Origin of the sequence: Mycolicibacterium anyangense (genome assembly GCF_010731855.1) — a bacterium.
GTDB classification, from domain to species: Bacteria; Actinomycetota; Actinomycetes; order Mycobacteriales; family Mycobacteriaceae; genus Mycobacterium; species Mycobacterium anyangense.
The window spans coordinates 126,060-149,176 of sequence record NZ_AP022620.1 but is presented as its reverse complement, the minus strand read 5'-3'; the positions used below and the strand labels follow the sequence as shown (position 1 = coordinate 149,176).

Genomic DNA, 23,117 nt, shown 5'->3' with positions numbered 1-23,117 from the left:
GCTAACCCGATCAGGACTAGAGTCAACGACCAGTGACCCTGCTCAGCTACTCGGCCTCGACTGCGCTGCTTGCCTACGACAGCGTGGCGTTGCGCGTCGGCATGGTCGTCGGAGCGTTGGTGTTCCCCGTCCTCGGGTTGATCCTGCTGATCATAGGGCTGGTCGAACGGTCGAAGGCCAACCGGCCACGTCCGCCCTACGTTCCAGGGTATCCAGGACATCCCGTGCCACCGAGCTATCCCGGCTATCCCCCACCGCCGGGCTACCCGCTTCCGTATCCGCCCCCGCCGCCTCCACGCTCCACCGCGGGTCGGGGTCTGATCACCGCAGGATCCATCCTGCTCGTCCTCAGCCTCATAGGAATCGCAGGCCGCGCAGCCACCGGAGTCGGCGACCGCACAGCGGCCGAAAAGTTCACTCCCCCAGTCAAAGTCGGGCAATGCATCACCGGCGAGGCCTTGGCGTCCGGCACGATCGGCGCCAGCGACATCATCAGCTGCACCGACACAAATGGTGTCTTCGAAGTCGTCAGCGCGGGCATACAGGACGCGAAGTGCCCGGACGGCAAGCGCGACGATACCGACTTCGCACGCTGGACCAACGATCAGTACACCGTCTGCTTCCTGCCCAACCTTCAGACCGGACAGTGCTACGCGGCGATCCACGGCACCCCGACGCCCACAGAGCCCAATCGGGGCAACACACTCGAGCCCGTCGACTGCACCGCCACTTCCGCCGCCTTCAGAGTGGTCAAACGCGCTAACGCGGCGGATTTCGATCTGTGCCCACCTGGCACGAAGCAACGCATCTGGACCATGCCGCCGCGCACCTATTGCACCGCACCACCATCGTGATCCGCCACGAGGGAATACGACAAACACGACAGGAGTTGAGCAGGCCATGAGTGACGCAGAACTGAGCCCGACTGACTGGGTACGCGAGCAGACCGAACAGATCCTCAAGCAGGGCACCACCGACGGCGTGCACATCATGGAACGCCCGGTCGTGCTGTTCACCACGACCGGCGCCAAGTCCGGCAAGAAGCGCTACGTACCGCTGATGCGCGTCGAGGAGAACGGCCGCTACGCGATGGTCGCGTCCAAAGGCGGCGCCCCCGAACATCCGTCGTGGTACTTCAACGTCAAGTCCAACCCGACCGTCACGGCACAGGACGGCGAGAAGGTGGTCACGCTGACCGCCCGCGAGGTATCCGGCGACGAGCGTGAGCACTGGTGGAAGCTGGCCGTCGAGGCCTACCCGCCCTACGCCGAGTACCAGACCAAGACGGACCGGCTGATCCCGGTCTTCGTGCTGGAGTAATTCCGGCTCACATCCGTAGCGTCACGCCGAGCAGGGCGACCAGGCCCAGCCCGGCGATCATGGCGGCCACGATCGAGGCGATCGAATACGGCATCGGGCCGAACTCGACCTTGAGCGCGCGCAACTCCTGGCGGTGCTGGACCCAGCCGAGGATGAGCGCGGCCAGCCCGATGACGATCATCGCGAAGCCGAAGATCTGCGGGCTGACATACGGGTCGCGAAGACGATCGTTCTCCGACAGGTACCGGAAAATCTGGTAGATCGTGAAGCCGAACGCGATCAGCGAGGTGCTGGTCCGCGTCCACGCCATCAAGGTCCGCTCCAAGGCCAATCGATTGCGTTCGGCCGCAAGCCGCGTATTGGCGTCCACCCCAGCAGTACACACCACGGCGTCTACATTTCGCATGTGGCCAGTGACCGCAATGCTTCAACCACGTCTGATGAATTAGCCGTAGGCGCACCATACTTCGCATTTTGACCAGATACCGCGAGTAACTCTGGTTTCTGGCCATTTGATTGCCGTCGAGATAATTTGCTGAAACGCTAGGCAGACGGCTTGTCGCAACATACTGTAACGATCGTCGGAAATCGCGGGGGCGCCCGACTTCGGGGCGGATGATGCGTGAAAGGAGGCGGGCGTGGCCCCCGGGACATCGCATTCATTGCCTCGTGTCCTCACCATGACCGCGCTCTGGGGCGCTGCGGCGATCAGCGGCGGTTTGTTCCTGGCCGCCACCGCTGCGGCCACCCCTTCGCAGCCCAGTCCCGGCTGTGTCGTGACCACCCACGGCTCGTGTACCGCCGGCCACTCGGCCCGGACCGCCGAAACAGCAATGCCGACAACCACCGTGGCCGCTGCCAGAGCCACGACGGCGTTCGCCGTGGCGAGCAACGGCCCCTTCCTCGGGCTCATCGGTGATGGCGTCGACGCGGCCGCGAACTGCGTCGGCTCAGCATGCAACGGCGGCCGCGGAGGCCTGCTCTGGGGCAACGGTGGCAACGGGGCCAACGGCGGCACCGGCGGGGACGCGGGCCTGTTCGGAAACGGCGGAAACGGCGGCAACGCCAACACCTTGGGCCAGGCCGGCGGCCGTGGCGGCAACGGCGGACTGCTGTGGGGTAACGGCGGCGACGGCGGCAACGGCGCAGACGGCATACCGGGATCCGCGGGCGTCAACCCATCGACGCCGAACGGCAGTTTCGCCTATGTCGGCAGCTCGGGCACGTCGTCGAGTGGGATCGGGGATCAGATCGGCGGCGCGGGCGGAACCGGCGCGCCGGGCGGACAATACAACTTCTTGTTCGTGACGCCCATCGGAGGAACCGGCGGCGGCGGCGGATGGGCATTCAGCTTGAGCGGCAACGCCACTGGAGGCAATGGCGGAGCCGGCGGCGCGGGCGCGTTCGGTGGCCCCGGCGGCCAGGGCGGAACCGGCGGGGTGGCCAGCGTCGGCTCCACGGGAACTGCGATCAGCGGTGACGGTGGAACCGGTGGAACCGGCGGAACCGGGGCCTCCGGCGGACAGGGCGGAACCGGCGGCGTCACCTGGGCGACGACCGGCGTCGCGGGCAACGGCGGAACCGGCGGGACCGGCGGGACGGGTGCCGCCGGCGGCGACGGCGGTGACGGCGGAGCCGGTGGCAACGGCGGCCGCGGCGGCCTGTTCGGCGGTAACGGCGGACAGGGCGGACTGGGCGGTAACGGCGCGAATGGCGGGACCGGCGCCACCGGTGGCCAGGGCGGCGCGGGAGGCACCGGCGGCACCAGCATGTACCCGACCGGGACCACGGGCGCAGGCGGCACCGGTGGAGCAGGCGGGACGGGCGGGACCGGTGGTAACGGCGGCCAAGGCGGCAAAGGCGGTACCGGTGGGCGCTCCTTCCTCTCCGGCACACCGGGCACCAGCGGCGGATCCGGGGTGGCGGGTACCGGCGGCGCGGGCGGCCAAGGCGGCACCGGAGGTACCGGCGGCACCAGCGGATCCGGGTCCACCGGCACCGCCGGCCAATCAGGTCAGAGCGGCCATGCCGCGAGCGGACGTCAGGGCGGTACGGGTGGTACCGGCGGCTCCGGCGGTACCGGCGGCGCCAGCTGATCGTCTCGGGATCGCCGACTTCGCTGGCAGTGGCAGTCGGCGGCGATTGCGGCCGCGGCAGCACCCGCGATCCGAGGCCGCCAGTCCCGATCAGCCGAGCATTCACAGCCACCTTTCACCTAGTCCACATGCTTATGACGCCGACCGGTACCGATGCTTGACTCTCAAATGAGGCCTACGTCACACTCAATTGCTTCGATGAACAGGTGCTTGCTGTCACTGCTAGAACGCACATACCCCGATGTACGGGTGATCGCGTCGACACGCTCGCGTCGTTGCCAGGGAGAAGGCGTGACCGCATTCAAGGAGGTGCCGGCCGTTGACCGCAGGTGTCGATGACGCAACAGCGGCCGAGACGGAAGGCACTGCACTTTCCTGCGTCGAAACCGACGTGGATGTCGATGTGGACCTGGATGTCGCGACGAACGACGTCACCATCCCTGACCACGACGAGCGCACCGACGGCCTCCCCGGCGGCCTCGCCGCAGCGACGCCGGCCGCCGGACTGGCCGCCACGTTGCTACGCGGCCCGCTGGGCAGGCCGCTGCACTACGGCCTGAACCAGTTCGACTCGTCGCTGAAGACGCTGGGCCGATTCTTCGAACTCGGGGTGCTGGCCTTCGCTCACCTCGGCAAGGACCTCATCCGGCTGCGTCATCCGTGGCGCGACACGATCAATCAGGCGTGGTTCATCATCAGCGTCACGGCCATCCCGGCGCTGTTGGTCTCCATCCCGTTCGGCGTCATCGTGGCGGTGCAGGTCGGCAACTTCATCTCCCAGGTCGGCGCCTCCTCGGTGTCCGGCGCGGCCGGTGGTCTGGGCGTGATCCGGCAGGGCGCCCCGATCGTGGCGGCGCTGCTGCTGGGCGGGGCGGCCGGCTCAGCGGTGGCCACGGATCTGGGCACCCGCACCATCCGGGAAGAGGTCGACGCCCTGCGAGTCATGGGCGTCGATCCGATTCAGCGACTTGTCACCCCGCGCCTGGCGGCGATCGTGTTCGTTGCACCCGTGTTGTGTTCCTTCATCATCTTCATGGGATTGGCGGCCGGTTACGCGATCAACGTCGGCTTCCAGTCCGGCACTCCGGGCAGCTACATCGCCTCGTTCGCCTCGTTCGCCAGCGTCACCGACGTCGTGGTGGCCGTCATCAAGACCTGGCTGTTCGGCATCGTGGTGATCCTCGTGGCATGTCAGCGCGGTCTGGAGACCAGGGGCGGTGCGCGCGGTGTGGCCGATGCGGTCAACGCGTCAGTCGTCATCGGTGTGGTCGCCGTGTTCGGCCTGAATCTTCTGATCACCCAAGGCTTGTCGATGTCGATGCCGCTGAGAGTGGGCTGATGGCGACACCGTCGCGCTATGTCCCCACCCCCCTGCGAGCCCCCCTGTGGGTCGCCGGGCGAAGCGACTCGATCATCCAGCGCCTGGGCCACCAGGTCACATTCCTGTCCCAGGTGCTCGGCGCCATCCCCGCGACCATCAAGCATTACCGGCATCAGACCGGGGTGCTGCTGGTGGACATCATGTGGGGCAACGGGTCATTGATCGTCGGCGGCGGCACGATCGGCGTGCTGGTGTTCATGGGCGCCGCAGTCGGCGGTTCGGTGGGCATCGAAGGCTACGGCGCCCTCGACATGGTCGGCATGGGCCCGCTGACCGGCTTCGTCTCCGCCTACGCCAACACCCGCGAGATGGCACCGATGATCGCCGGCATCGGGTTCGCCGCCCAAGCCGGGTGCCGGATGACCGCCGAGATCGGGGCGATGCGGATTTCCGAGGAGATCGACGCGCTGGAGGCACTCGGCATCCGGTCGATCCCGTTCGTGGTGACCACGCGCGTCATCGCCGGCATGCTGACCATCGTTCCGCTGTACGTCGTGACGCTGGCGTTGAGCTACCTGTCCTGCGTGCTGGTGGTCAACGTGCTGCACGGGCAATCCTCGGGCACCTACTACCACTACTTCGACTCGTTCCTGCAGCCGTCGGACGTGGTCTTCTCGGTGCTCAAGGCGGCCATCTTCGTCACCTTGATCATCGCGATCCACTGCTATCACGGTTACTACGCCGAAGGCGGACCCGAAGGTGTCGGGCGGGCGTCGGGGCGGGCCATCCGCGCCAGCATCGTCACCGTCGTAGCCGCCGACATGGTGCTCACCTTGCTGTTCTGGGGCAACACCCCCGGGGTTCGGATCTCTGGATAGCCATGCCCGCTGCTGACCAAGGCTCGCGAGCGCCAAGTATGCGCACGTTGCGCCTCCGCGGCCTCATCGCCGCGGTGGTCCTCGGCATCGCCGGGATCGGGCTCTACCAGCTCGGAACCGGCGGATACACCAAAACCTTCACCGTGACGGTCATCGCCGACACCCTCGGCGAGGGGCTGACCCCCGGCGCGGAGGTCAAGTTCCGCGGCCTGTCCATCGGATCGGTCGGCAGCCTGGAAACCACCGGCTACAACAAACAGAAGATGACACTGCGACTCGAGCCCGACCAAGCCACTGCGCTCGCTGCCGACACCACCGCGAAGTTCGTGTCATCCAACACCTTTGGCCTGGCGGCCGTCGAACTGGTCAGCACCGGCTCGGGCCCCAGGCTGCGAGCCGACCAGACACTACTGATCAACTCCGACGTGCCGCCCACTTCCATCACCGGATTGCTGCGCCAGGGCCAGCGCCTCGGTCAGATCATCGACTCATCCGACGTCGAGCACATCATCGCCGTGGTAAGCCGACATTCGGATCTCACCGAGCCGGTGACACGTTCATTCTTCGACCTGGCCAAGATGCTCGCGGATTCGCAGACGGTGCCGTTCTCGCAATCCCTTTCGGTGTTCGCCTCGGTGATCAACGGGGCCAGTGACGCGGTGCCGTTGATCAACCTGGCCTACGAACTCCTCAACGGCATGTCCTTCTTGGCGCAGCCAGAGGGCGTGCAGCGCATCAACGTGATCCTCGACCAGTCAGCCAAACTGCTCTACAACACCGACGCGGTATTCGCCCGCAACATCTCCTGGCTCGTCCCCCTGGCCGACGCACTGCGCAACATTCTGCTCCCGCGCATGTACATGCTGGGGAGCCTGGCCCCCGCCTACGACCGGCTCTCCGGCCTGATCGACCGCACCAGCGCCGCGTTCCCGATGGTCGACGGGAAGGTTCGGCTGCAGATCGAGGTCATCATGGACACCATGCCGGGACTGCCGGCCGCACTCGAACCGGCCACCGCACCGCCGCCGGGAGCGGGCGGATGAGAAGTGTCAGCAAGGCATTGGTGTGGTTGACGATCTTCAGCGCGGTCGCGGTGGTATGCACGCTGATCGTGGTGACCGCGCTGCGCTCACCCATCAACGGAACGGTGTCCCGCTACACGGCGGCGTTCACCGACGTCTCGGGACTGTATGTCGGCGATGACGTACGTATCTCCGGGGTGCAGGTCGGCAAGGTCGAGACCATCCGGCTTGACGGGCGGATCGCGAAAGTCGACTTCACCGCGCAGGACAACCAGCCGCTGTTCACCAACACCGTCGCGGCGGTGCGCTATCAGAGCCTCATCGGTCAGCGGTATGTGGAGCTCGTCCAACCCGCCACACCGGACAAGCGCCTGCCCGCCGGAGGCGACATCCCCGTGGGACAAACTATCCCGTCGTTTGATGTGGCCAAGCTGTTCAACGGTTTTCGGCCGATCTTCCAGACCGTTGACCCCGCCCAGTTCAATCTGCTCGGCGAGAACCTGCTGAAGTTGATCCAGGGCGACGAGAACGGGGTGGGACCGTTCCTGCACGACCTGGACGTCATCTCCACACTGGCCACCGACCGGAAGGCCGTCATCACCGCGATCATCAGAAACCTCAGTTCGATCTCCCAGGACCTTGGTGGCAAATCGCAGCAGCTGTTCGGACTCATCGCCGTCCTCAACGACGTTCTGACGCAGTTCGGCTCCAAGGCCGCGGAGTTCCGGTCCGCGCTCGATGTCGGACTTCCGGTGCTGCGCAACACCACCCACATCATGCAGTATCTGGAGCGTCTGTTCGATGGCCAGACCGTGCCGATGTATGACCTGACGGCACGGATGTGGCCCCAGACCCCGACGATCATCGCCGGCCTGTCGCTGGTGCCGTCCCTGATCCAGGGAGTGCGCGACACCCTGATCGATGACAAGCCTGCCACGCCGACGTTCATCTGCTCGCACGGTGAGCTCACGCTGCCCGGCATCGGCCAAGTGTCATTCGCGCAACAGAACTTGGTGATCTGCAAATGATCTCTGTACGGAATCGGCTCGGCGCGCTGAGCAGGCGCATCGATCTGTCGGCGTGGCTAGGGCCCCGGCAGGGCATTCCCGACGAGCACACGGCCGCCGCCCGAAGCCGCCGACAGGGCATCATCGGGCTGGTCGTCATCATTGCGGCGCTAGCCGCGACCGCCGCCGCGTATCTGAATCCGAGCGGTGAATCGGGCTATACCGCCCATCTGACCAACTCTGCGGGCATCCGAGCCGGTGATCAGGTGCGCATCGCCGGGATCACGGTCGGCAAGGTGACCGGGGTGCGACTTGACGGCGCACTGGTGGAGATGACGTTCGATGTCGAGCGGTCGATCAAGGTCGGTTCGGATTCCACCCTCGACGTCAAGCTGCTGACCCCGCTGGGCGGCCACTATGTCGCCCTGGATCCCAAGGGCGACATGCCGCTGGGCCGCAATGTGATTCCGCCGCAGCGTGTCTCACTTCCGTTCGAGGTCAACGACATCATCCAGGCGGCGACGCCGGTGATCAAGGAAGTCGACGGCCAGGTCATCCACGACACATTCGCCGAAGTCGCCAACGCCGCCGGCAGATATCCCGACGCCATCCGCAATCTGTTGCAGGCGGCCAACGATCTCACCTCGTCCTTGAGCGGCTCGACCGCCGAATTCCACCGCAGCCTGGGGTTCGTCGCCGACAGCATGGGCGCCATGGTCGCCGGCCGCAAACAACTGGTCACCCTGGTGCAGCAGCTCGACATCCTGGGCAAGGGATACACCGCCGATTCGGTGGACATCATCGAGTTCTTCGGCCTGGTCAAAGAATTGGCCCGGATCATGGACCGGCTCACGACGGTGTACGCCCGCGACCTGGCGCCTGTCATCAACGGAATCGACGACATCATCGACACGCTGTACGCCCACCCGGACCAGCTCGGCAAGGCTGCCGACGCGATGGGCCAGGCGTTGAACATCGTGATGCCGATGCTCAGCGGCAACGGGGTGGTCATCGACAAGGGCAACCAATTGGTGCCCGGTCAGGATCTGTGCCTGCCGAACATCATGAGGAACTGTTGAGATGACACCGATCTCGACGCTTCGAGCCCGCCTGAATTCGCCGCTGCGGGCCACCGCGGCGCTGGCCGTGGTCGCCGCCGTCGCGGTCGCGGCGGTCACCGGGGCAAAGTTCGTCATGCCCACGGTGAACAACACCAAGGCGATGTGCGCCGAGTTGAGCGACGCCGTCGGTTTGTACGTCGGCAACAAGGTCGCCCTCCTGGGAATCGACGTCGGCTCCACCACCTCGATCGAGAACAAGCCCGACCACGTCCAGGTGGACTTCACCGTGCCCGCCGACCTGGATCTGCCCGCGGACGTCGGGGTGGTCACCTATTCCCAGTCGATCGTCACCGACCGCCATATCGAATTGACCAAGGCTTATACGGGCGGCCCGAAGTTCGCCGGGCCCGGGTGTATCAAGCTCGCCAATACCCGGACTCCGATCAGCGTCAGCGAAACCTTCGCCGCGGTGGGCAATCTCGCCGACACGATATTGGGCCCCCATCCGGGCAAAGATGCCTCGCAGGCACCCGGTGTTCAAGCGATCAACAACAGCCTGTCCGCAGCCAGCCGCTCACTCAACGGCACCGGCACGCAGCTCAACGAGACCCTGCGCAACCTTGTCACCATGCTGGCCGATCCGTACCAGGCCGACACCGACTACCGGCGGCTGTTCGAGAACAGCGAGATCTTCACCTCAGGTTTCCTCAAGAACTGGGACACCTTCGCCTCGGTCATCCAGTCGTTGCCCGCGATGGTGGCACTGATCGAGGCGTTGTCGGACAACATTTCCGCCGCCTTGGCCAATGTCTCACACCTGCTCCCGATCCTCGTCGAGGCGTCGACCCGGCTGGCGCCGAGGCTGTACCGCAACATCGGCGACAAGCTGGTTCCGTGGATCCGAGATCTGCTGAACAACCACAACAAGACCATTCTGTCGATGATCAACACCTGGCCGCAGTTCACCCGGTGGTTCACCGATATCTACGAAACATCCTGGGGCACACATAATGTCACGTACATCCCGCCCCAGGTATCGATCGCACCGACGCAGGCCGGAGCTATCTGCGAGGTACTCAAGCAGCGCCGGACCCCCGGTGCGGCCGCTGCCTGCGCGTCGGGCAGTTCCTCGGACCCGGTGACCCTCGGACTCACCGATCTGATCCTGGGGGCGGCACTGGGATGACACGACGTCTGCTACGAAAGCTGATATCGATCGGGTGCGCGGTGCCGGTCGGCCTCGCCGCCACACTGACTGCGGGGTGTTCGCTGGATCCCACCCGGATGCCGGTGCCCGGCGCCTACTCCCCCGCCAATCCGTACCGCCTCAAGATCGAATTCTCCAGTGCGCTCAATCTTCCCGCCCGAGCCAAGGTCGATACCGGCGGCATCCAGGTCGGGGTGCTCGACCACGTGGCACTCGACGGCTCGACGGCCGTCGCCTACGTCGACGTCGCCGGTGACACCACGCTGGCCGACAACACCCGCGCCGAGCTGCGACAGGCCACCCCGCTCGGGGACGTCTACATCGCACTGTTGCCGCCTGCCACGCCGTCGTCCTTGACGCTTCGCAACGGCGACACCATCCCGCTGCGCAACACCGCACCGGCCACCAACGTGGAAGACGTGCTGCGCTCGGTGTCGAACCTGATGGCCGGCGGGGCGATCGGTACATTGCAGACTGCGGTGATCGACGCCAACAGGGCGTTCCCCAAGGACCCCAACGAGCTGACTCACATCCAGCGCACCATTGGTGGGATTCTCAACGACCTGGCCGCCAATCAGGAGACGATGAGCGGAATCCTGTTGAGCCTGGAGAACATCAGCTCCACCCTGTCGTCGAACACCGCGGTGTTCAACCGGCTGGTCACCGAAGGTCCCGCCAAGCTGGGGGGTCTCTCGGCGGTGACCCTCGGGATCCTCAACCTCGTGGCCGACTCCAAGGACCTCGGCAAGCTCGGCGGCGATGTGATCAACCCGATCACCGGGGACGTCATGCAGATGCTGTCCTACATCACGCCTCTGGTCGGGACGATGGCCACCGTCGACACCACGATCCCGGTGATCGCAGACAAACTCAACGCCCTGGTGCGCGACAAACTCATTCCGTTCTTCGGCAAGGGCGGCCCCCGGTACACCATTTCGGAACTTCGGCCACCAGCCGGCAGCGAAGGCGTCGATCCCGCGGACAAGGCTGATCAGGCGGTCTCGGCGATGCGGACGATGGGACTGTTGCCGTGAAGTTCAACGCCCGCACCACCCTGGTGCTGCTGGCGGTGATGACACTGCTCGGCGCGCTCTACATGTCGATCGGGGTGCTCGATATCAGTCCGACCAAGAAGGTCACCCGACTGACATTGCTGCTCAACACTTCTGGCGGTCTGCTGCCCACCTCCGACGTCACCATGCGGGGAATCAAGATCGGCAGGGTCACCGGCATCCGGACGACGGCCACCGGACTGGCCGTGTCGATGGACATCGATCAGGCCAGCCAAGTTCCCGCCGACAGCAGGATCGCGGTGGAGAATCTTTCTGCCGCAGGCGAGCAGTACGTTGACTTCAAGCCGAAAGTGATTGCACCCCCCTATCTTTCCGACGGCGCGGTAATCCCGGCCGATCGGGTGGCGCCAATGGTCACCGGTAGTGAACTATTGACCAAAGTCAACGCCCTGATCTCCGCGCTCAACCCCGACGACCTGCGCACCATCGTCACCAACGTGTCGGAGGCGTTGGACGGTAACGACGGCACCCTGGACTCGCTGGCGACCACTGCCGGTCTGGCCGCCAAGGTGGTCCGCGACGACAAGCAGATCCTGACCACTTTGTTCAGCAATATCTCGGCGCTGACCTCGAATCTGGGCACCGTCGATGCCGGCCAGGTGATCAGTCAGACCGGGACGTTGCTACCGAAGACGGTGCCGGCCTTCCTGCGCCTGGTCAAAGAATTCGAGAATCTGTCCTACAGCGGTTCGGGTCTGCTGGGGCCCGGCGATCCCGGCGGAGTCCTGATCGCCAAGATCAGCGAGTACATGGACGAGTTGGCCGAACCGCTCGGTACCTTTGCCACCGTCCTGCAGCCGGCGGTCGCACCGCTGCACGACGTCAAGGTCGATGGCGGGCACTGGCTGGACTTCTGGGAATCGACCTTCAATGACCAAGGCGCACTACGGGTTCAGCTCAACGTTCCCGAATGGCACCAGGGACAGTGAACGCGCACCCGCGCAGAAAGAATGGCTATGACTACCCCAACAACCGGCGACGACAGCGCCGAAGACACCGCACCGGCCGACACGGCGGTGGCCGTCGAGGAACCGGCTGAGACCACCCCGTCCCGGCAGCCGTTGAAGTGGGTTGCGGCCCTGCTCCTGATCGCTGCGATCGGGGGCGGCGCCTTCGCGTACACCAAGTATCAGCAGGTTAGTCATGAACTCGCTCAAATCCGCCGGTCGCAGGCCGATCACGACGCGGCAGCCAAGCTGGCGAGGGATTACGCGCTCAAGTCGCTGACGTACACCTTCGAAGACCCGGATGCATTCTTCAAGTCCGTCGAAGACGGTGTGTCGCAACCGCTGAAGGACAAGTACGTCAACGCCACCGACCTGCTCAAGAGCATCATGCTGCAGGCACAGGTCAGCTCATCCGGCGAGGTGCTGGCCACCGATGCGGTGTTGCAGTCCGACGGAACCTACCGGGTGGTGGTGTCGGCACATCAGACCACCCGCAATCTGCAGAACCCGACCCCGAAGGTGTCGATCATCCTGCTGCGGGTCACCGTCGCCAAGTCCGGAGACTCCTGGCAGGTCACCGATATCGGCCCCGAGACAGGTAGCCAGCAGGCGACCGAACAGCAGCTACCGGGCGCTCCGCCACCGCCGCCTCCACCCGGCAAGCCGGCGCCCAAAGGTTAGGTGCCGTGAAACGGCTCGCCCTGCCGCTGGCCGCCGTCCTGGTTGTCACCTCGGTTGCATTGTCCCCCAAGGTGGTCGCCGACACTTTGCTGCCGCCGTGCCCCCAGAGCGGGGCCGTGATCACCCCGAGCGGTAGGACACCCAAGGTGGACTGCAGCCTGCATTCCGGTGACCTCGACTTCGCCGTGAACTACTGGAGCGTGCCGGAACTGCCGGAACCGCGCGCGGTGAAGGTGACGGTCACCGACTCGACCGGCGAGGTGGTGCAAACCATCAACGAATTGCTGGAGCCGTCCAGCCCGGGCGGCGTGGGCCTGGAGGACGTCGACGGCGACGGCCGTGCAGAACTGATTATTCCCATGGGGCAGAACCTCTTCAACGGCACCCCCAACACCAGGTTCTCGGTGTGGCGGGCCCCGGGTGATCGCCGCCATTACGAACGCACCCAGATGGTCGGCCAGGCCGTCTATCCCAGCGGCGACGGTTACGCGGTAAGCAACGGCGGCGCATTGACGAGCCGGGATCTCACGTTCTACCTGCCGACCGGTGCCGGTTACACCCTGGTCATCGTCATCACCATCGAGGTCGAACAGGTGGACCCCGATACCCACCAGGTGCTGACGGTGAACTGCCGGGCACACCAGGAAGACGGCTTGCACGCCATCGACATGGATGTCTACCAGGCCGAGGACACGTTCTGTGCGTCACCGGCGGCAATGGCGATCTGGCCTGGGGCACAGCGCTTGTCGCTGCGGCATCGCCCCGCAGGACGGTGAGTCAGGGCGCGCAGTCCGCGCGGACCGCAGCCAGGTCCTGTCGCGCGGTAGCCAGATCGGTGGCCAGCTGCTCCGGGCTGGCAGGCCGGTAGGGATCGGAGTTGTCGATGTCTGCTGCCACCAGAACCGACCGGATCCGCAGGTCGACCGAAGTGGGCGCGGTCAAACCGTACAACGGGGACAGGGCATTGCGGAGCTGGCCGGCGACGTAGAACGGGGTCCCGTTGGGCGACACCATGTTCAGGGCCGTCTCGATCCGGTCGGCCGCGGGCATCATGATGTCGCACTCCCAGGCCTCGACGGCCTCAGCGGGCGCAGCCCGAAACCCCAGCATGAGCCCGACGGCCATGACCGGAAGGCACAGAAGTCGTCGACGCATTGCCGTTAGCTTGGCATCCGCACGGTCGGCTTGTCCGGGATTTATGACGTTCCCGGCCGAAATTGACGCTCTTGACAGATTCCCCGGACAACCTGCGAGCGCGCTGTTAGTTTCCACTCAACTGTCACCGCAAGCCCCGTGAGGTCCTCCCATGTCGCAGTCGGGATCGTCGGATCACCAGCCCTCGGCACCCTGGCTCGCCACCCGATTGGCGGCAGCTGTCGTCGTCACCGGGGTAGCCCTGGCGGGTCCGCAAGCACTCGGCGTCGCGTGGGCCGATAACCCGTCGAGCGACAACGGTTCGACCAGCAGCGCGTCGGCACCGAAGTCTTCGACAGGCGGCTCGGCTCGCCAGGCGCATCAGAGTGCGACGTCCCATTCACCCAAGGCCTCGGCAGGTATCACGCCGCGACCCGCGGCGGCGACCGGCGCGGGTGCCGATGCCGTCTCAGCGGCCGACGTCGCGACGGGCGCAGCGGGGCGCAGCTCTCGCACGGTGACCGCGCCGAAAGTCAGCTCGGCAACGACGCCGGATGCCCCGGTGACCGTGACACCGCCGTCCGCGAACACCGTGCCGCAGGCCACCGCGATCACCAGCTGGACCTCCGGTTCGATCCTCGCGATCTTCGTTTCCAACGGCACCCTGTCGCATCCCGACGCCGGGCTGCTGGTGGGCAACGGGTTCAGCTTCGACGGCATCACCTGCGCGACGGGCGTCAAATGCGACGGTGGCCGCGCCGGCCTGCTGTTTGGAAACGGCGGTGCCGGCTACAACGGTGGCGTCGGCGGCAACGCCGGACTGATCGGCAACGGCGGCGCGGGTGGGCGCGGCTCGAGCATGGTCAACGCCGGAACCGGTGGTGACGGAGGCCGCGGCGGTCTGCTGTTCGGTAATGGTGGCGAAGGCGGCTCAGGGGCCACCAGCGCCAACGGCGGCCGAGGCGGAGCCAGCGGTTTCTTCTTCGGCGTGGGCGGTCGCGGCGGCATCGGTGGGCCCGGCTCCGTGCAGTGCCTGTCGGCGCCCACCTGCGAACCTCCGACGGTGGGCGGCACCGGCGGGCTCGGCGGCCGCGGCGGACTGTTCTTCGGCCGGGCCGGCGCACCCGGATCGGCTCCGCTGCCAACGGACTCATGGTTGTTCCTCGGCTACACGCCGGTGTTCCCTGTCACCGCGCCGCCGCCCTGCACGGTCAACTGCGATGAAATCGGCTCGGCTGGACAGGGATTGATCTACCCGGATGACAGCGACCCCAGCAAGCCGTATGCCATCCCGGGCACTGTGGTCCCCAACATCACCCTGCCTGCCGGCACGCCGTTGGGACGCTGGGGCTATTCGGGTGGCTCGTTCCTGGCTCCGGCGGGTACGCATTTCGCGCAGCTGTCGCTGCCGCCGGCCAGCCAGGTGGCGCCGTACTTCGAGTACGTCGTGGCCAACCCGGCGAACCTGCCGCCCGGACTCCGGATCGAACAGTCCCAGGCCGCACCGTGGTTTGGACAGCCCGGTGGCGGTATCCAGTACCGCATCACCGACGCGAACGGCAAGGATGCACCGGTCCAGGCGTTGCTCGACTCCGGGTTCCTGACCTACCGGTGACAGACCCGGCGGATTTCGAGCGGCTCTCCCGGAACTGGATCCACTGGTCAGAGGTTGCCGGGCTGACCGAGGTGTCGGTGTCGACGGACTGCGCGGACTGCGCAATCCTGTTCAGCTCCAGTGACTCTTCAGTGCACCTTCGGCACGACGGCGACTGGTGGGTGGTGGACACCGTCAACGACCGCCGCCAGCGCGCTAACGACACGGCCAGGTTTTCCAGCTACGAGTTGGCCGAGAAATACTTGGTGTTCATCTGGGGGTCGGCGGCGCGCAGCGTGCAGCGAGCGCCACTGCCCGGCCCTGCGCTCTACCAGCTCGGCTTCAGCCCCGATGTCGAGGCACTGCCGATCAGCGAAGGCGTCTACGAACTGCGATCGGCCGAAGGCCGTGCCGTACTGCCCGAGCCGTACGCAACGATCGTCAGCCGCCTGATCGGCAAGCCGCTAGACGAGATCGAAGAGATACTGCGGGCGGGCTAGGAGGAGTGACCACTCACGATCAGCTCGTCAGCGTGATCGGACCGCTCCGGCTCGTCGTCCTGCTCGATCTCCCACAGGTCGTCCTCGTCCTCGTCGTTCTCGCCCAGGTCAACAGCCGCATCGATGGACATGATGATCGAGAAGGCCTGAGCCAGATTGACCAGCTTGGAGTCGCTGGCTTTGGGCGCCTGATCCCGGATCGCCTTCAGCAGTTCTTTCGCGGTTTCTTCGACCAGCTCGTCGAGGTCAGCCATGACAATCTCCTGTCGCGGTCGTTTGTGTCACGTGCAGCATCGACAGTAGCGCCCGCCTCGACGACCGTTGCCCGCCTTTGCCATTCGGTCTTCTACTAGCCAGCGGAGGTTCACAAGAGAGCGCACCGGAAGACAACCGGTGTCGTGGTTGCCGACGAATTGAACTTCACCCGCGCCGCGGGACGCCTCCACGTCGTGCAATCGGCGCTGTCGACCTCGATCGCGAAACTGGAACGCGAACTCGGTATTGCCCTGTTCGATCGGACCCGGCAGCAGATCAGACTGACGCCGGCGGGTGAACGATTCCGCATCCACGCACGGGAGGTGCGGCGCAGTGTGCGTGCGGCCGTTGGTTCGGTCGACGAGTTTCGCGGAACCCTCTCCGGCACAGTCGAGTTCGGATCCCTGATTTCGTTCGGGCCGATGGACGTCGCCCACGCTCTCGGCGACCTCCACCGCCTGCACCCTACGTGCGCCTGCGACTTCGGCTAAGCCAGTCCGGTGCGTCTGCGTACCTGGCGGCGCTCATCGAAGGCTCACTCGATCTAGCGCTGGTGTCGGTTCCTGACCGCTTCCCACCGCAACTCGACATGCGGTTGCTGTTCGAAGAGCCGATGGTGTTCGTCTGCTGCCGCGATCACAGGATGGCGCACGAAAGACCGTCAACATCGCCGATCTGGCAGACGAGGAATTTGTCGGCTTCCCGCCCGGGTTCGGATTGCGACGTCTCGTCGACGATGCGTTCCGCACCGTCGGTGCCGACCCGCCCGTATCGGAGGCGCGAAAGTCGCCCGACCTGCCGTCGGTGAGGCTGAACGATCCGGTGATATGGCAGGTGTTTCTCGCGTCACCCTCAGCGACGCGGATGTCACCCGCGACGATCGCGCTGACTGACCTTCTGCTCGACGCCGCGGTGCGAGCCCGGGGGCGATGATGAGGCCACTCTGCGAGCAACCGCTCCAGAGTCCGCATCGAGATTCCCACAGCGCGCCGATCCGGGCCCAAGCAAGGACACAGAGATGTCCGAAAAGTGGAGCTAAGGGGATTCGAACCCCTGACCCCCACACTGCCAGTGTGGTGCGCTACCAACTGCGCCATAGCCCCGTCGTGCTCATCGAAGTTACACCACGGGTAGCTGCGCCTCAAAATCGCTGGTCAGCGCGGCCAAGAACAGGTGAATTGCGACAAGAGTGCACCGAGATCGAGCTGACGCAGGCCGCTACTCGCACTACTCCTACGTGAGTACAGTCTCGACGGCACAGCCCCCTACGGGAGCTCGCCGGCCGCCTCCGGGCCCAATGACCGCGCCGGGGTGGGTTCCAGCGGCGGGCGGTCCCTGGTCTCGGGCGCCAACGCCCAGCCCAGCGCCGCGAGCACCAGAATCACCCCGCTGAGCGCGAACGCCCACTCGAACGACAAATGCTGGGCGATCTCCCCCACCCCTAGCGAGCCGACGATCGACCCCAGGTCCGACATCATCTGGAAGGTCGCCACCGCAGTGCCGCCGCGCGACTTGCCGATGATGTCGGCCACCGCGGCCTGCTGCGGCGCGGTGAACACGCCGGTGGCCGCACCGGCCACAAACGCACCGGCCAGAAACAGCGGCAGCGAGGTCGCCGCCCCCACCACCGCGGTCGTCACCCCGGAGACCGCCAGGCCGGGGATGAGCAGTGGCCGGCGCCCCGTGCGGTCGGAGAACCGGCCTGACGGTATCACCGCCGCGACGTTGCCGGCCGCGAAGGTGGCCAGCGCTGCGCCGGCGACACCCGGCCCGCGATGCAGCGCCTCGGTGACGAAGAGCGGCACCAGCGCCACCCGCAGTCCGAACGCCGACCATCCGGTGGCGAAGTTCGACAGCAGCGCCGCCCGGTAGGCCGGATGGCGCAGGGCGACGCGCACCGTGACGGTCAGCTCGTCTTCCGGCGCGGGCGCAGCGAGCTGGGAATGGCGCAGGCTGATGAACACCACCGCCGCCGCGATCAACAGCGCAACGCCGTAGATCAGGAACGGCGCGGCGAGCCCCAGCCCAACGGTCAGGCTGCCCAGCAGCGGACCCGCCACCGATCCGACCAGGAAGGCACTGGAGAACATGCCGGCCACCCGGCCGCGGGCGTCGTGCGGGCTGATCCGGATCATCAGGCCCAGCGCCGAGACGAAGAACATCGTCGAGCCGATCCCACCCAGCGCGCGGAACACCAACAGCTGCCAATAGGTATGGGCGAACGCGCATGCCCCCGTGGACAGGGCCACGATCAGCAGGCCGCTGACATAGATCCGCCGTTCGCCCAGCCGCTGCACGAGCATGCCCGAGGCCGGGGCGAACACCAGGCGCATCAAGGCGAAGGCGGTGATGACGAAGGTCGCCGCGCTGATGCTGACACCGAAGCTGCGGGCGAAATGCGGTAGCACCGGCGCCACCACGCCATATCCCAGGGCGATGACCACGTTGGCCGCGATCAGCACCCAGACCTCGCTGGGCAGCCGGGCGGCTACGTCATCGGCGGGACAGTCCCCTCCGCAACAGAACTCACGAGATGACTGTATTCACCACTTCGCGGGCCGCCTCTTGGACCTCCGCCAGATGCTCGGGACCCTTGAACGACTCGGCGTAGATCTTGTAGACATCCTCGGTGCCCGACGGGCGCGCGGCAAACCAGCCGTTGGCGGTGGTGACCTTCAGCCCGCCGAGCGGGGCCCCGTTCCCGGGTGCGGTGGTCAGCTTGGCGGTGATCGGTTCACCGGCCAACTCGGTGGCGCTGACTTGCTCGGCAGAGAGTTTGGACAGCCGGGCCTTCTGCTCCCGGTTGGCCGGCGCGTCGACCCGGGCGTAGACCGGCGCCCCGTACTCGGCGGCCAATTCGGCGTAGCGCTGCGAGGGCGAAGTACCGGTGACGGCCTGGATCTCCGAGGCCAGCAAGGCCAGGATGATGCCGTCCTTATCGGTGGTCCACACCGAACCGTCACGCCGCAGGAACGACGCGCCCGCGGACTCCTCGCCGCCGAATCCGATTGTGCCGCCGATCAATCCGTCGACGAACCACTTGAACCCGACCGGCACCTCGATCAACTTGCGGCCCAAGCCGGCCACCACCCGGTCGATGATCGACGAGCTGACCGCGGTCTTGCCCACCGCCACGCTGCCTGGCCAGTCCGGCCGATGCGAGTACAGGTAGTCGATCGCCACCGCCAGGTAGTGGTTGGGGTTCATCAGCCCGCCGTCGGGGGTGACGATGCCGTGCCGGTCGGAGTCGGCGTCGTTGCCGGTCGCGATCTGGTAGGCATCGCGGTTGGCGATGAGCGAGGCCATCGCGTTGGGCGAACTGCAGTCCATCCGGATCTTGCCGTCGGTGTCCAAGGTCATGAACCGCCAGGTGGCATCGACCAACGGGTTGACCACGGTCAGGTCCAGTTTGTGCTGTTCGGCGATCGCACCCCAGTAATCGACGCTGGCCCCACCGAGTGGGTCGGCACCGATGCGAATGCCCTCGGCGCGGATCGCGTGGATGTCGACGACGTTGGGCAGATCCGAGACGTAGGCGTCGAGGTAGTCGTGGCGCTGGGCGCTCTGCAGCGCCCGGGCCAGCGCAACCCGCTTCACGTCGGCCAGACCGCCACGCAGAATCTCGTTGGCGCGCTTGGCGATTGCCCCGGTGGCATCGGTGTCGGCCGGGCCACCGTTGGGCGGGTTGTATTTGAACCCGCCATCGCGCGGCGGGTTGTGCGACGGGGTGACGACGATGCCGTCGGCCAGATCGGTGCTGCGGCCCCGGTTGTAGGCCAGGATCGCATGGCTGACCGCCGGGGTCGGAGTGTAGCGGTCCGCCGAATCGATCAGGGCCACAACATCGTTGGCTGCCAGCACTTCGAGTGCCGATACCCAGGCAGGTTCGGACAACCCGTGGGTGTCGCGGCCGATGAACAGTGGCCCGGTGGTGCCCTGCCCAGCTCGGTACTCCACAATCGCTTGCGTGGTGGCCAGAATGTGCGCCTCGTTGAACGCCCCGTCCAGACTGGAGCCCCGATGACCCGAGGTACCGAACACGACCTGCTGGTCGACGTTGTCGGGGTCCGGTTGCACCGCGTAGTACGCGGTCACCAGATGGGGCAGATCGACGAGGTCTTCGGGAAGCGCCGGCTTACCGGCGCGGGGGTTGGCCGCCATGGACGCAATTCTGCCCGCCGCGGGCGATACTGGCTCGCGGATTCACCGACGGTTAAGGGGGTAGCCCGTGTTCGGCCATGACAACCGCGAACTGGCGGCCATCTTCGTCGGCGGCGCGATCGGGACTGCCGCCCGCGCCGCGCTGGCGACGCTCGCCGTTCCCGATCCGGGCCGGTGGCCGTGGCCGACGTTCGTGGTCAACATCGTCGGCGCGTTCCTGCTGGGATATTTCACCACCCGCCTGCTGGAACGGTTACCGGTCTCGAGCTACCGACGTCCGTTGCTCGGCACCGGCGTGTGCGGCGGGTTGACGACGTTCTCCACCATGCAGGTCGAGACAGTCCGGATGATCGAGCATCAGCACTACGGCCTGGCCGTCGGCTACACCGTGGTCAGTATCGCCGCGGGCCTGCTTGCGGTGTATGCCGCGACCGTGATGGTGCGCCGGGTCAGGCTTCGCGCGTGAACGTCGCGGTATGGGCGGGTGTGCTGGTCATCGGCGGGTTCGGGGCGGTGGCCCGGTTCATGGTCGACAAAGCGGTGGCCCGCCGCACCGCGCGGTCGTTCCCCTTCGGCACCCTCGCGGTCAACATCTCCGGTGCGGTGCTGCTGGGGTTCATCACCGGGCTGACATTGAGTCATGAGGCTGCCCTGCTGGCCGGCACCGCGTTCGTCGGCGCCTACACCACGTTCTCGACCTGGATGCTGGAAACCCAGCGACTTACCGAGGAACGCCAGCTCAAACCGGCGCTGGCCAACCTCGTCGTCAGTGTGGCGCTCGGCCTGCCCGCCGTCATGCTCGGACAGTGGATCGCGAGCCTGATATGACCTACCTCAAGCTGACCACGTACTTCGGTGAGCGCACGCGAATGGGCTCACAGTTCCTGGCCGAGGCGATGCTCGACATGTACGCCGAACACCAGGTGGCCGCTAGCGTGCTCCTGCGTGGCATCGCCAGTTTCGGGCCGCGCCATGTGATCCGCAGCGATGAGTCACTGACGCTGTCGGAGGATCCGCCGGTCGAGATCGTCGCCGTCGACACCGAGGACGTCATCGGCGCGCTGATCTCCGATGTCGTCGAGATGACCCCGCGCGGCCTGATCACCCTCGAACGGGCGCAGCTCGTCGGCAGCGACCTGGCCCAGCTGCCGCTACCCGACGGCGATGCCGTCAAGCTCACGATCTACATCGGCCGCCGCCGACGGGTGAACGGTCTGCCCGGCTTCTACGCGGTCTGCGATCTGCTGCACCAGCACGGCTTCGCCGGGGCCACGGTCTTCTTGGGCGTCGACGGGACCGCTCACGGTCGGCGCCGCCGGGCGCACTTCTTCAGCCGCAACGTCGACGTACCGGTGATGATCATCGCGGTCGGCACCCGTGCACAGGTGCAACAGGTGCTGCCCGGCCTGGAGTCGGTGCTCTACGAACCGCTGATCACCGTCGAGCGGATCCAGGTGTGCAAACGCGACGGCCAGCTGTTGGCGCGGCCGCCGGCGCTGCCGGCCACCGACGCCCATGGCCGCGAACTGCGGCAGAAACTGATGATCTACACCTCCGAGTCCACCCACTACGACGGCGTCCCGATCCACCGTGCCCTGGTACGCAAGCTGTGGGAGTCCGGAACTGTCAGCGGCGCAACCGTTTTGCGCGGAATCTGGGGTTTCCACGGTGATCACAAGCCGCATGGCGACAAGATCATCCAGTATGGCCGGCAGGTGCCGGTGACCACGATCGTCGTCGACACCCCGCAGGTCATCGCCGGCTGTTTCGACCTGATCGATGAGGTAACGGGGACGCATGGTCTGGTCACCTGTGAGATGGTGCCCGCCCTGTTGATGCTCGACGGCGGCCAGCGCCGCGGTGCCACCGACTTGGCCGACTACCGTTACTAGCTATCCGCTCAGCAGGAGTACGCCGGCGACCAGCAGAGCCACCACCTTGACGATCTCGAACCCGACGTAGACGAGGTGGGCCCCCGAGCGGCCGGCTTCGGCCTGGCCGGCGTCGGCCAGCACCGCATCCGAGCGCCGGGTCAGCGCCGGGCGCACACCGATCACCTGTACCAGCAGGGCGCCGATGGCGGCCAACGCCGCGGCGATGACACCGCCGCTCGGCGTGCCGGCGACCAGCGCGACCACCAGTGCCGCGGCGAGGACGATCTCGCAGGCATTGAGCGCCCGGAACACCAGCCGCCCGATGCCTAGCCCCAGCGGGATCGTCACGCCCGGCGCGCGGAATTTCAGCGGCGCCTCCAGGAACGAGATGGCCAACACCATGCCCAGCCACACGAAAACCACCGCGACCGCGACCGCCACCGAGGTGTCCACGAGCCCCCTCACTGCCAATCGTGGGATTTCGGCGCGCTTTTCGTCGGCTAGCGACGGAAAGCGCGCCGAAATCGCAACCGTGTGGCCATCATGGCACGGACGGCGTCGGCCAGAACCTCACAGCTGCAGGAAACCGCCGTTCCACCACACGCCCCAGCCCGGCAGGTCGGCGTTCCACACCACCGGCAGCCACGGCGCCCACACTGGTGGCGGTGGCGGCGGCGGAGCCCACACCGGAACGACGCCGTCGATATCGCCGCGATGTCCGGGCGGGGGCAGGTACCCCTGGCCAGGTGGCAGCGGGTTGCCCGGCGCGCCGACATTGGCTCCCGGTCCGGGATCACCGGGCAGCCACGGCGGCCCGGGCGGCCCGTGCGGGTCGGCCTGCGCCACACCCGTCGCAAAGCCGAATGCAGCCACGGCCATCGCGGCGGTGGCGGCGATGCTCTTCCACGTCATGTCAGTTACTCCTGGATCGGGCCTGCTCGGCCGCAGGACACCACACGACCCCCTCCGGACATGGTCTGTACCCA

25 protein-coding genes, 1 tRNA gene and 1 pseudogene are annotated in these 23,117 nt (G+C 66.4%); 19 read left to right on the top strand and 8 right to left on the bottom strand.

The window, feature by feature from the left end:
- The first annotated feature begins 32 nt into the window (after positions 1-32).
- Positions 33-854: a hypothetical protein gene (locus tag G6N35_RS27005; protein WP_179967296.1), complete on the top strand. Its 822-nt coding sequence runs from the start codon at positions 33-35 to the stop codon at positions 852-854.
- A 46-nt stretch (positions 855-900) separates the two neighbouring features.
- Entirely contained in the window at positions 901-1,320 is a 420-nt protein-coding gene (locus G6N35_RS00650; protein ID WP_163802344.1) for a nitroreductase family deazaflavin-dependent oxidoreductase, read from the top strand.
- Between the two features lie 7 nt (positions 1,321-1,327).
- On the opposite strand, the gene G6N35_RS00645 is transcribed toward G6N35_RS00650, so the two are convergent.
- On the bottom strand, positions 1,328-1,690 hold the full coding sequence (locus tag G6N35_RS00645) for a YidH family protein (protein ID WP_163802343.1): 363 nt from the start codon (positions 1,688-1,690) through the stop codon (positions 1,328-1,330).
- A 310-nt stretch (positions 1,691-2,000) separates the two neighbouring features.
- On the opposite strand from G6N35_RS00645, the gene G6N35_RS27555 reads away from it, so the two are divergent.
- The 11 genes from G6N35_RS27555 (at position 2,001) to G6N35_RS00590 (ending at position 13,389) form a co-directional block, all read left to right on the top strand.
- Positions 2,001-3,416, top strand: coding sequence for a hypothetical protein (locus G6N35_RS27555; protein ID WP_163802342.1), 1,416 nt, complete (start codon positions 2,001-2,003; stop codon positions 3,414-3,416).
- Between the two features lie 436 nt (positions 3,417-3,852).
- Positions 3,853-4,755, top strand: coding sequence for an MlaE family ABC transporter permease (locus G6N35_RS00635; RefSeq protein ID WP_407664592.1), 903 nt, complete (start codon positions 3,853-3,855; stop codon positions 4,753-4,755).
- Positions 4,755-5,615, top strand: coding sequence for an ABC transporter permease (locus tag G6N35_RS00630; protein WP_163802341.1), 861 nt, complete (start codon positions 4,755-4,757; stop codon positions 5,613-5,615). The genes G6N35_RS00635 and G6N35_RS00630 overlap by 1 nt, the downstream gene beginning before the upstream one ends.
- A 38-nt stretch (positions 5,616-5,653) precedes the next feature.
- Positions 5,654-6,658 (top strand): MlaD family protein, encoded by a 1,005-nt coding sequence (locus G6N35_RS00625; RefSeq protein WP_246224154.1) that lies wholly within the window; start codon positions 5,654-5,656, stop codon positions 6,656-6,658.
- Positions 6,655-7,665, top strand: a complete 1,011-nt coding sequence (locus G6N35_RS00620; RefSeq protein ID WP_163802339.1) for an MlaD family protein — start codon at positions 6,655-6,657, stop codon at positions 7,663-7,665. Before G6N35_RS00625 ends, G6N35_RS00620 begins: the two co-directional genes overlap by 4 nt.
- Entirely contained in the window at positions 7,662-8,723 is a 1,062-nt protein-coding gene (locus G6N35_RS00615; RefSeq protein WP_163802338.1) for an MlaD family protein, read from the top strand. Before G6N35_RS00620 ends, G6N35_RS00615 begins: the two co-directional genes overlap by 4 nt.
- Position 8,724: 1 nt before the next feature.
- A complete protein-coding gene (locus G6N35_RS00610) occupies positions 8,725-9,891 on the top strand; it encodes an MlaD family protein (RefSeq protein ID WP_163802337.1) in 1,167 nt (388 codons plus the stop codon).
- Positions 9,888-10,946, top strand: a complete 1,059-nt coding sequence (locus G6N35_RS00605; RefSeq protein ID WP_163802336.1) for an MlaD family protein — start codon at positions 9,888-9,890, stop codon at positions 10,944-10,946. Before G6N35_RS00610 ends, G6N35_RS00605 begins: the two co-directional genes overlap by 4 nt.
- Complete coding sequence (locus G6N35_RS00600; RefSeq protein WP_163802335.1) at positions 10,943-11,914, top strand: MlaD family protein; 972 nt, start codon at positions 10,943-10,945, stop codon at positions 11,912-11,914. Before G6N35_RS00605 ends, G6N35_RS00600 begins: the two co-directional genes overlap by 4 nt.
- A 27-nt stretch (positions 11,915-11,941) precedes the next feature.
- Positions 11,942-12,613, top strand: a complete 672-nt coding sequence (locus G6N35_RS00595; protein WP_179967295.1) for a hypothetical protein — start codon at positions 11,942-11,944, stop codon at positions 12,611-12,613.
- A 5-nt stretch (positions 12,614-12,618) separates the two neighbouring features.
- Entirely contained in the window at positions 12,619-13,389 is a 771-nt protein-coding gene (locus G6N35_RS00590; RefSeq protein WP_163802334.1) for a hypothetical protein, read from the top strand.
- Position 13,390: 1 nt separating this feature from the next.
- Here G6N35_RS00590 and G6N35_RS00585 read toward each other — a convergent pair whose 3' ends face one another.
- Entirely contained in the window at positions 13,391-13,768 is a 378-nt protein-coding gene (locus G6N35_RS00585; protein ID WP_163802333.1) for a hypothetical protein, read from the bottom strand.
- A gap of 151 nt (positions 13,769-13,919) precedes the next feature.
- Here G6N35_RS00585 and G6N35_RS27550 point away from each other — a divergent pair, with 151 nt between their 5' ends.
- Positions 13,920-15,362 carry a TNT domain-containing protein gene (locus G6N35_RS27550; protein ID WP_163802332.1) on the top strand — a complete coding sequence of 481 codons (1,443 nt, stop codon included), beginning with the start codon at positions 13,920-13,922 and terminating at the stop codon, positions 15,360-15,362.
- Positions 15,359-15,841, top strand: coding sequence for a hypothetical protein (locus G6N35_RS00575; RefSeq protein ID WP_163802331.1), 483 nt, complete (start codon positions 15,359-15,361; stop codon positions 15,839-15,841). Before G6N35_RS27550 ends, G6N35_RS00575 begins: the two co-directional genes overlap by 4 nt.
- Here the strand turns inward: G6N35_RS00575 and G6N35_RS00570 are convergent.
- A complete protein-coding gene (locus G6N35_RS00570; RefSeq protein WP_163802330.1) occupies positions 15,838-16,095 on the bottom strand; it encodes a hypothetical protein in 258 nt (85 codons plus the stop codon). The genes G6N35_RS00575 and G6N35_RS00570 overlap by 4 nt on opposite strands.
- Before the next feature lie 144 nt (positions 16,096-16,239).
- Here G6N35_RS00570 and G6N35_RS27695 point away from each other — a divergent pair.
- Positions 16,240-17,029: pseudogene (locus tag G6N35_RS27695) on the top strand (LysR family transcriptional regulator).
- A gap of 97 nt (positions 17,030-17,126) precedes the next feature.
- Here G6N35_RS27695 and G6N35_RS00560 read toward each other — a convergent pair.
- The 3 genes from G6N35_RS00560 to pgm form a co-directional block, all read right to left on the bottom strand.
- A tRNA-Ala gene (locus G6N35_RS00560) sits at positions 17,127-17,199 on the bottom strand.
- A 162-nt stretch (positions 17,200-17,361) separates the two neighbouring features.
- Positions 17,362-18,639 (bottom strand): MFS transporter, encoded by a 1,278-nt coding sequence (locus G6N35_RS00555; protein WP_163807381.1) that lies wholly within the window; start codon positions 18,637-18,639, stop codon positions 17,362-17,364.
- The gene (gene pgm, locus G6N35_RS00550; protein ID WP_163802329.1) at positions 18,623-20,257 is read right to left on the bottom strand and encodes a phosphoglucomutase (alpha-D-glucose-1,6-bisphosphate-dependent); all 1,635 of its coding nucleotides are present in this window, start codon (positions 20,255-20,257) and stop codon (positions 18,623-18,625) included. Before pgm ends, G6N35_RS00555 begins: the two co-directional genes overlap by 17 nt.
- A gap of 67 nt (positions 20,258-20,324) precedes the next feature.
- On the opposite strand from pgm, the gene crcB (G6N35_RS00545) reads away from it, so the two are divergent.
- From crcB (G6N35_RS00545) to G6N35_RS00535, 3 genes are read left to right on the top strand one after another with little or no spacing between them, the layout of a single operon-like run.
- Positions 20,325-20,723 carry a fluoride efflux transporter CrcB gene (gene crcB, locus G6N35_RS00545; protein ID WP_163802328.1) on the top strand — a complete coding sequence of 133 codons (399 nt, stop codon included), beginning with the start codon at positions 20,325-20,327 and terminating at the stop codon, positions 20,721-20,723.
- A 59-nt stretch (positions 20,724-20,782) separates the two neighbouring features.
- The gene (gene crcB, locus G6N35_RS00540) at positions 20,783-21,085 is read left to right on the top strand and encodes a fluoride efflux transporter CrcB (protein ID WP_246224532.1); all 303 of its coding nucleotides are present in this window, start codon (positions 20,783-20,785) and stop codon (positions 21,083-21,085) included.
- Positions 21,082-22,149 carry a putative PII-like signaling protein gene (locus tag G6N35_RS00535; RefSeq protein ID WP_163807380.1) on the top strand — a complete coding sequence of 356 codons (1,068 nt, stop codon included), beginning with the start codon at positions 21,082-21,084 and terminating at the stop codon, positions 22,147-22,149. Before crcB (G6N35_RS00540) ends, G6N35_RS00535 begins: the two co-directional genes overlap by 4 nt.
- Here G6N35_RS00535 and G6N35_RS00530 read toward each other — a convergent pair whose 3' ends face one another.
- Both G6N35_RS00530 and G6N35_RS00525 read right to left on the bottom strand, forming a co-directional pair.
- On the bottom strand, positions 22,150-22,584 hold the full coding sequence (locus G6N35_RS00530; RefSeq protein WP_163807379.1) for a hypothetical protein: 435 nt from the start codon (positions 22,582-22,584) through the stop codon (positions 22,150-22,152). It lies immediately after the preceding gene.
- A 117-nt stretch (positions 22,585-22,701) separates the two neighbouring features.
- Positions 22,702-23,043 carry a hypothetical protein gene (locus G6N35_RS00525; RefSeq protein ID WP_163802326.1) on the bottom strand — a complete coding sequence of 114 codons (342 nt, stop codon included), beginning with the start codon at positions 23,041-23,043 and terminating at the stop codon, positions 22,702-22,704.
- Positions 23,044-23,117: the final 74 nt, after the last annotated feature.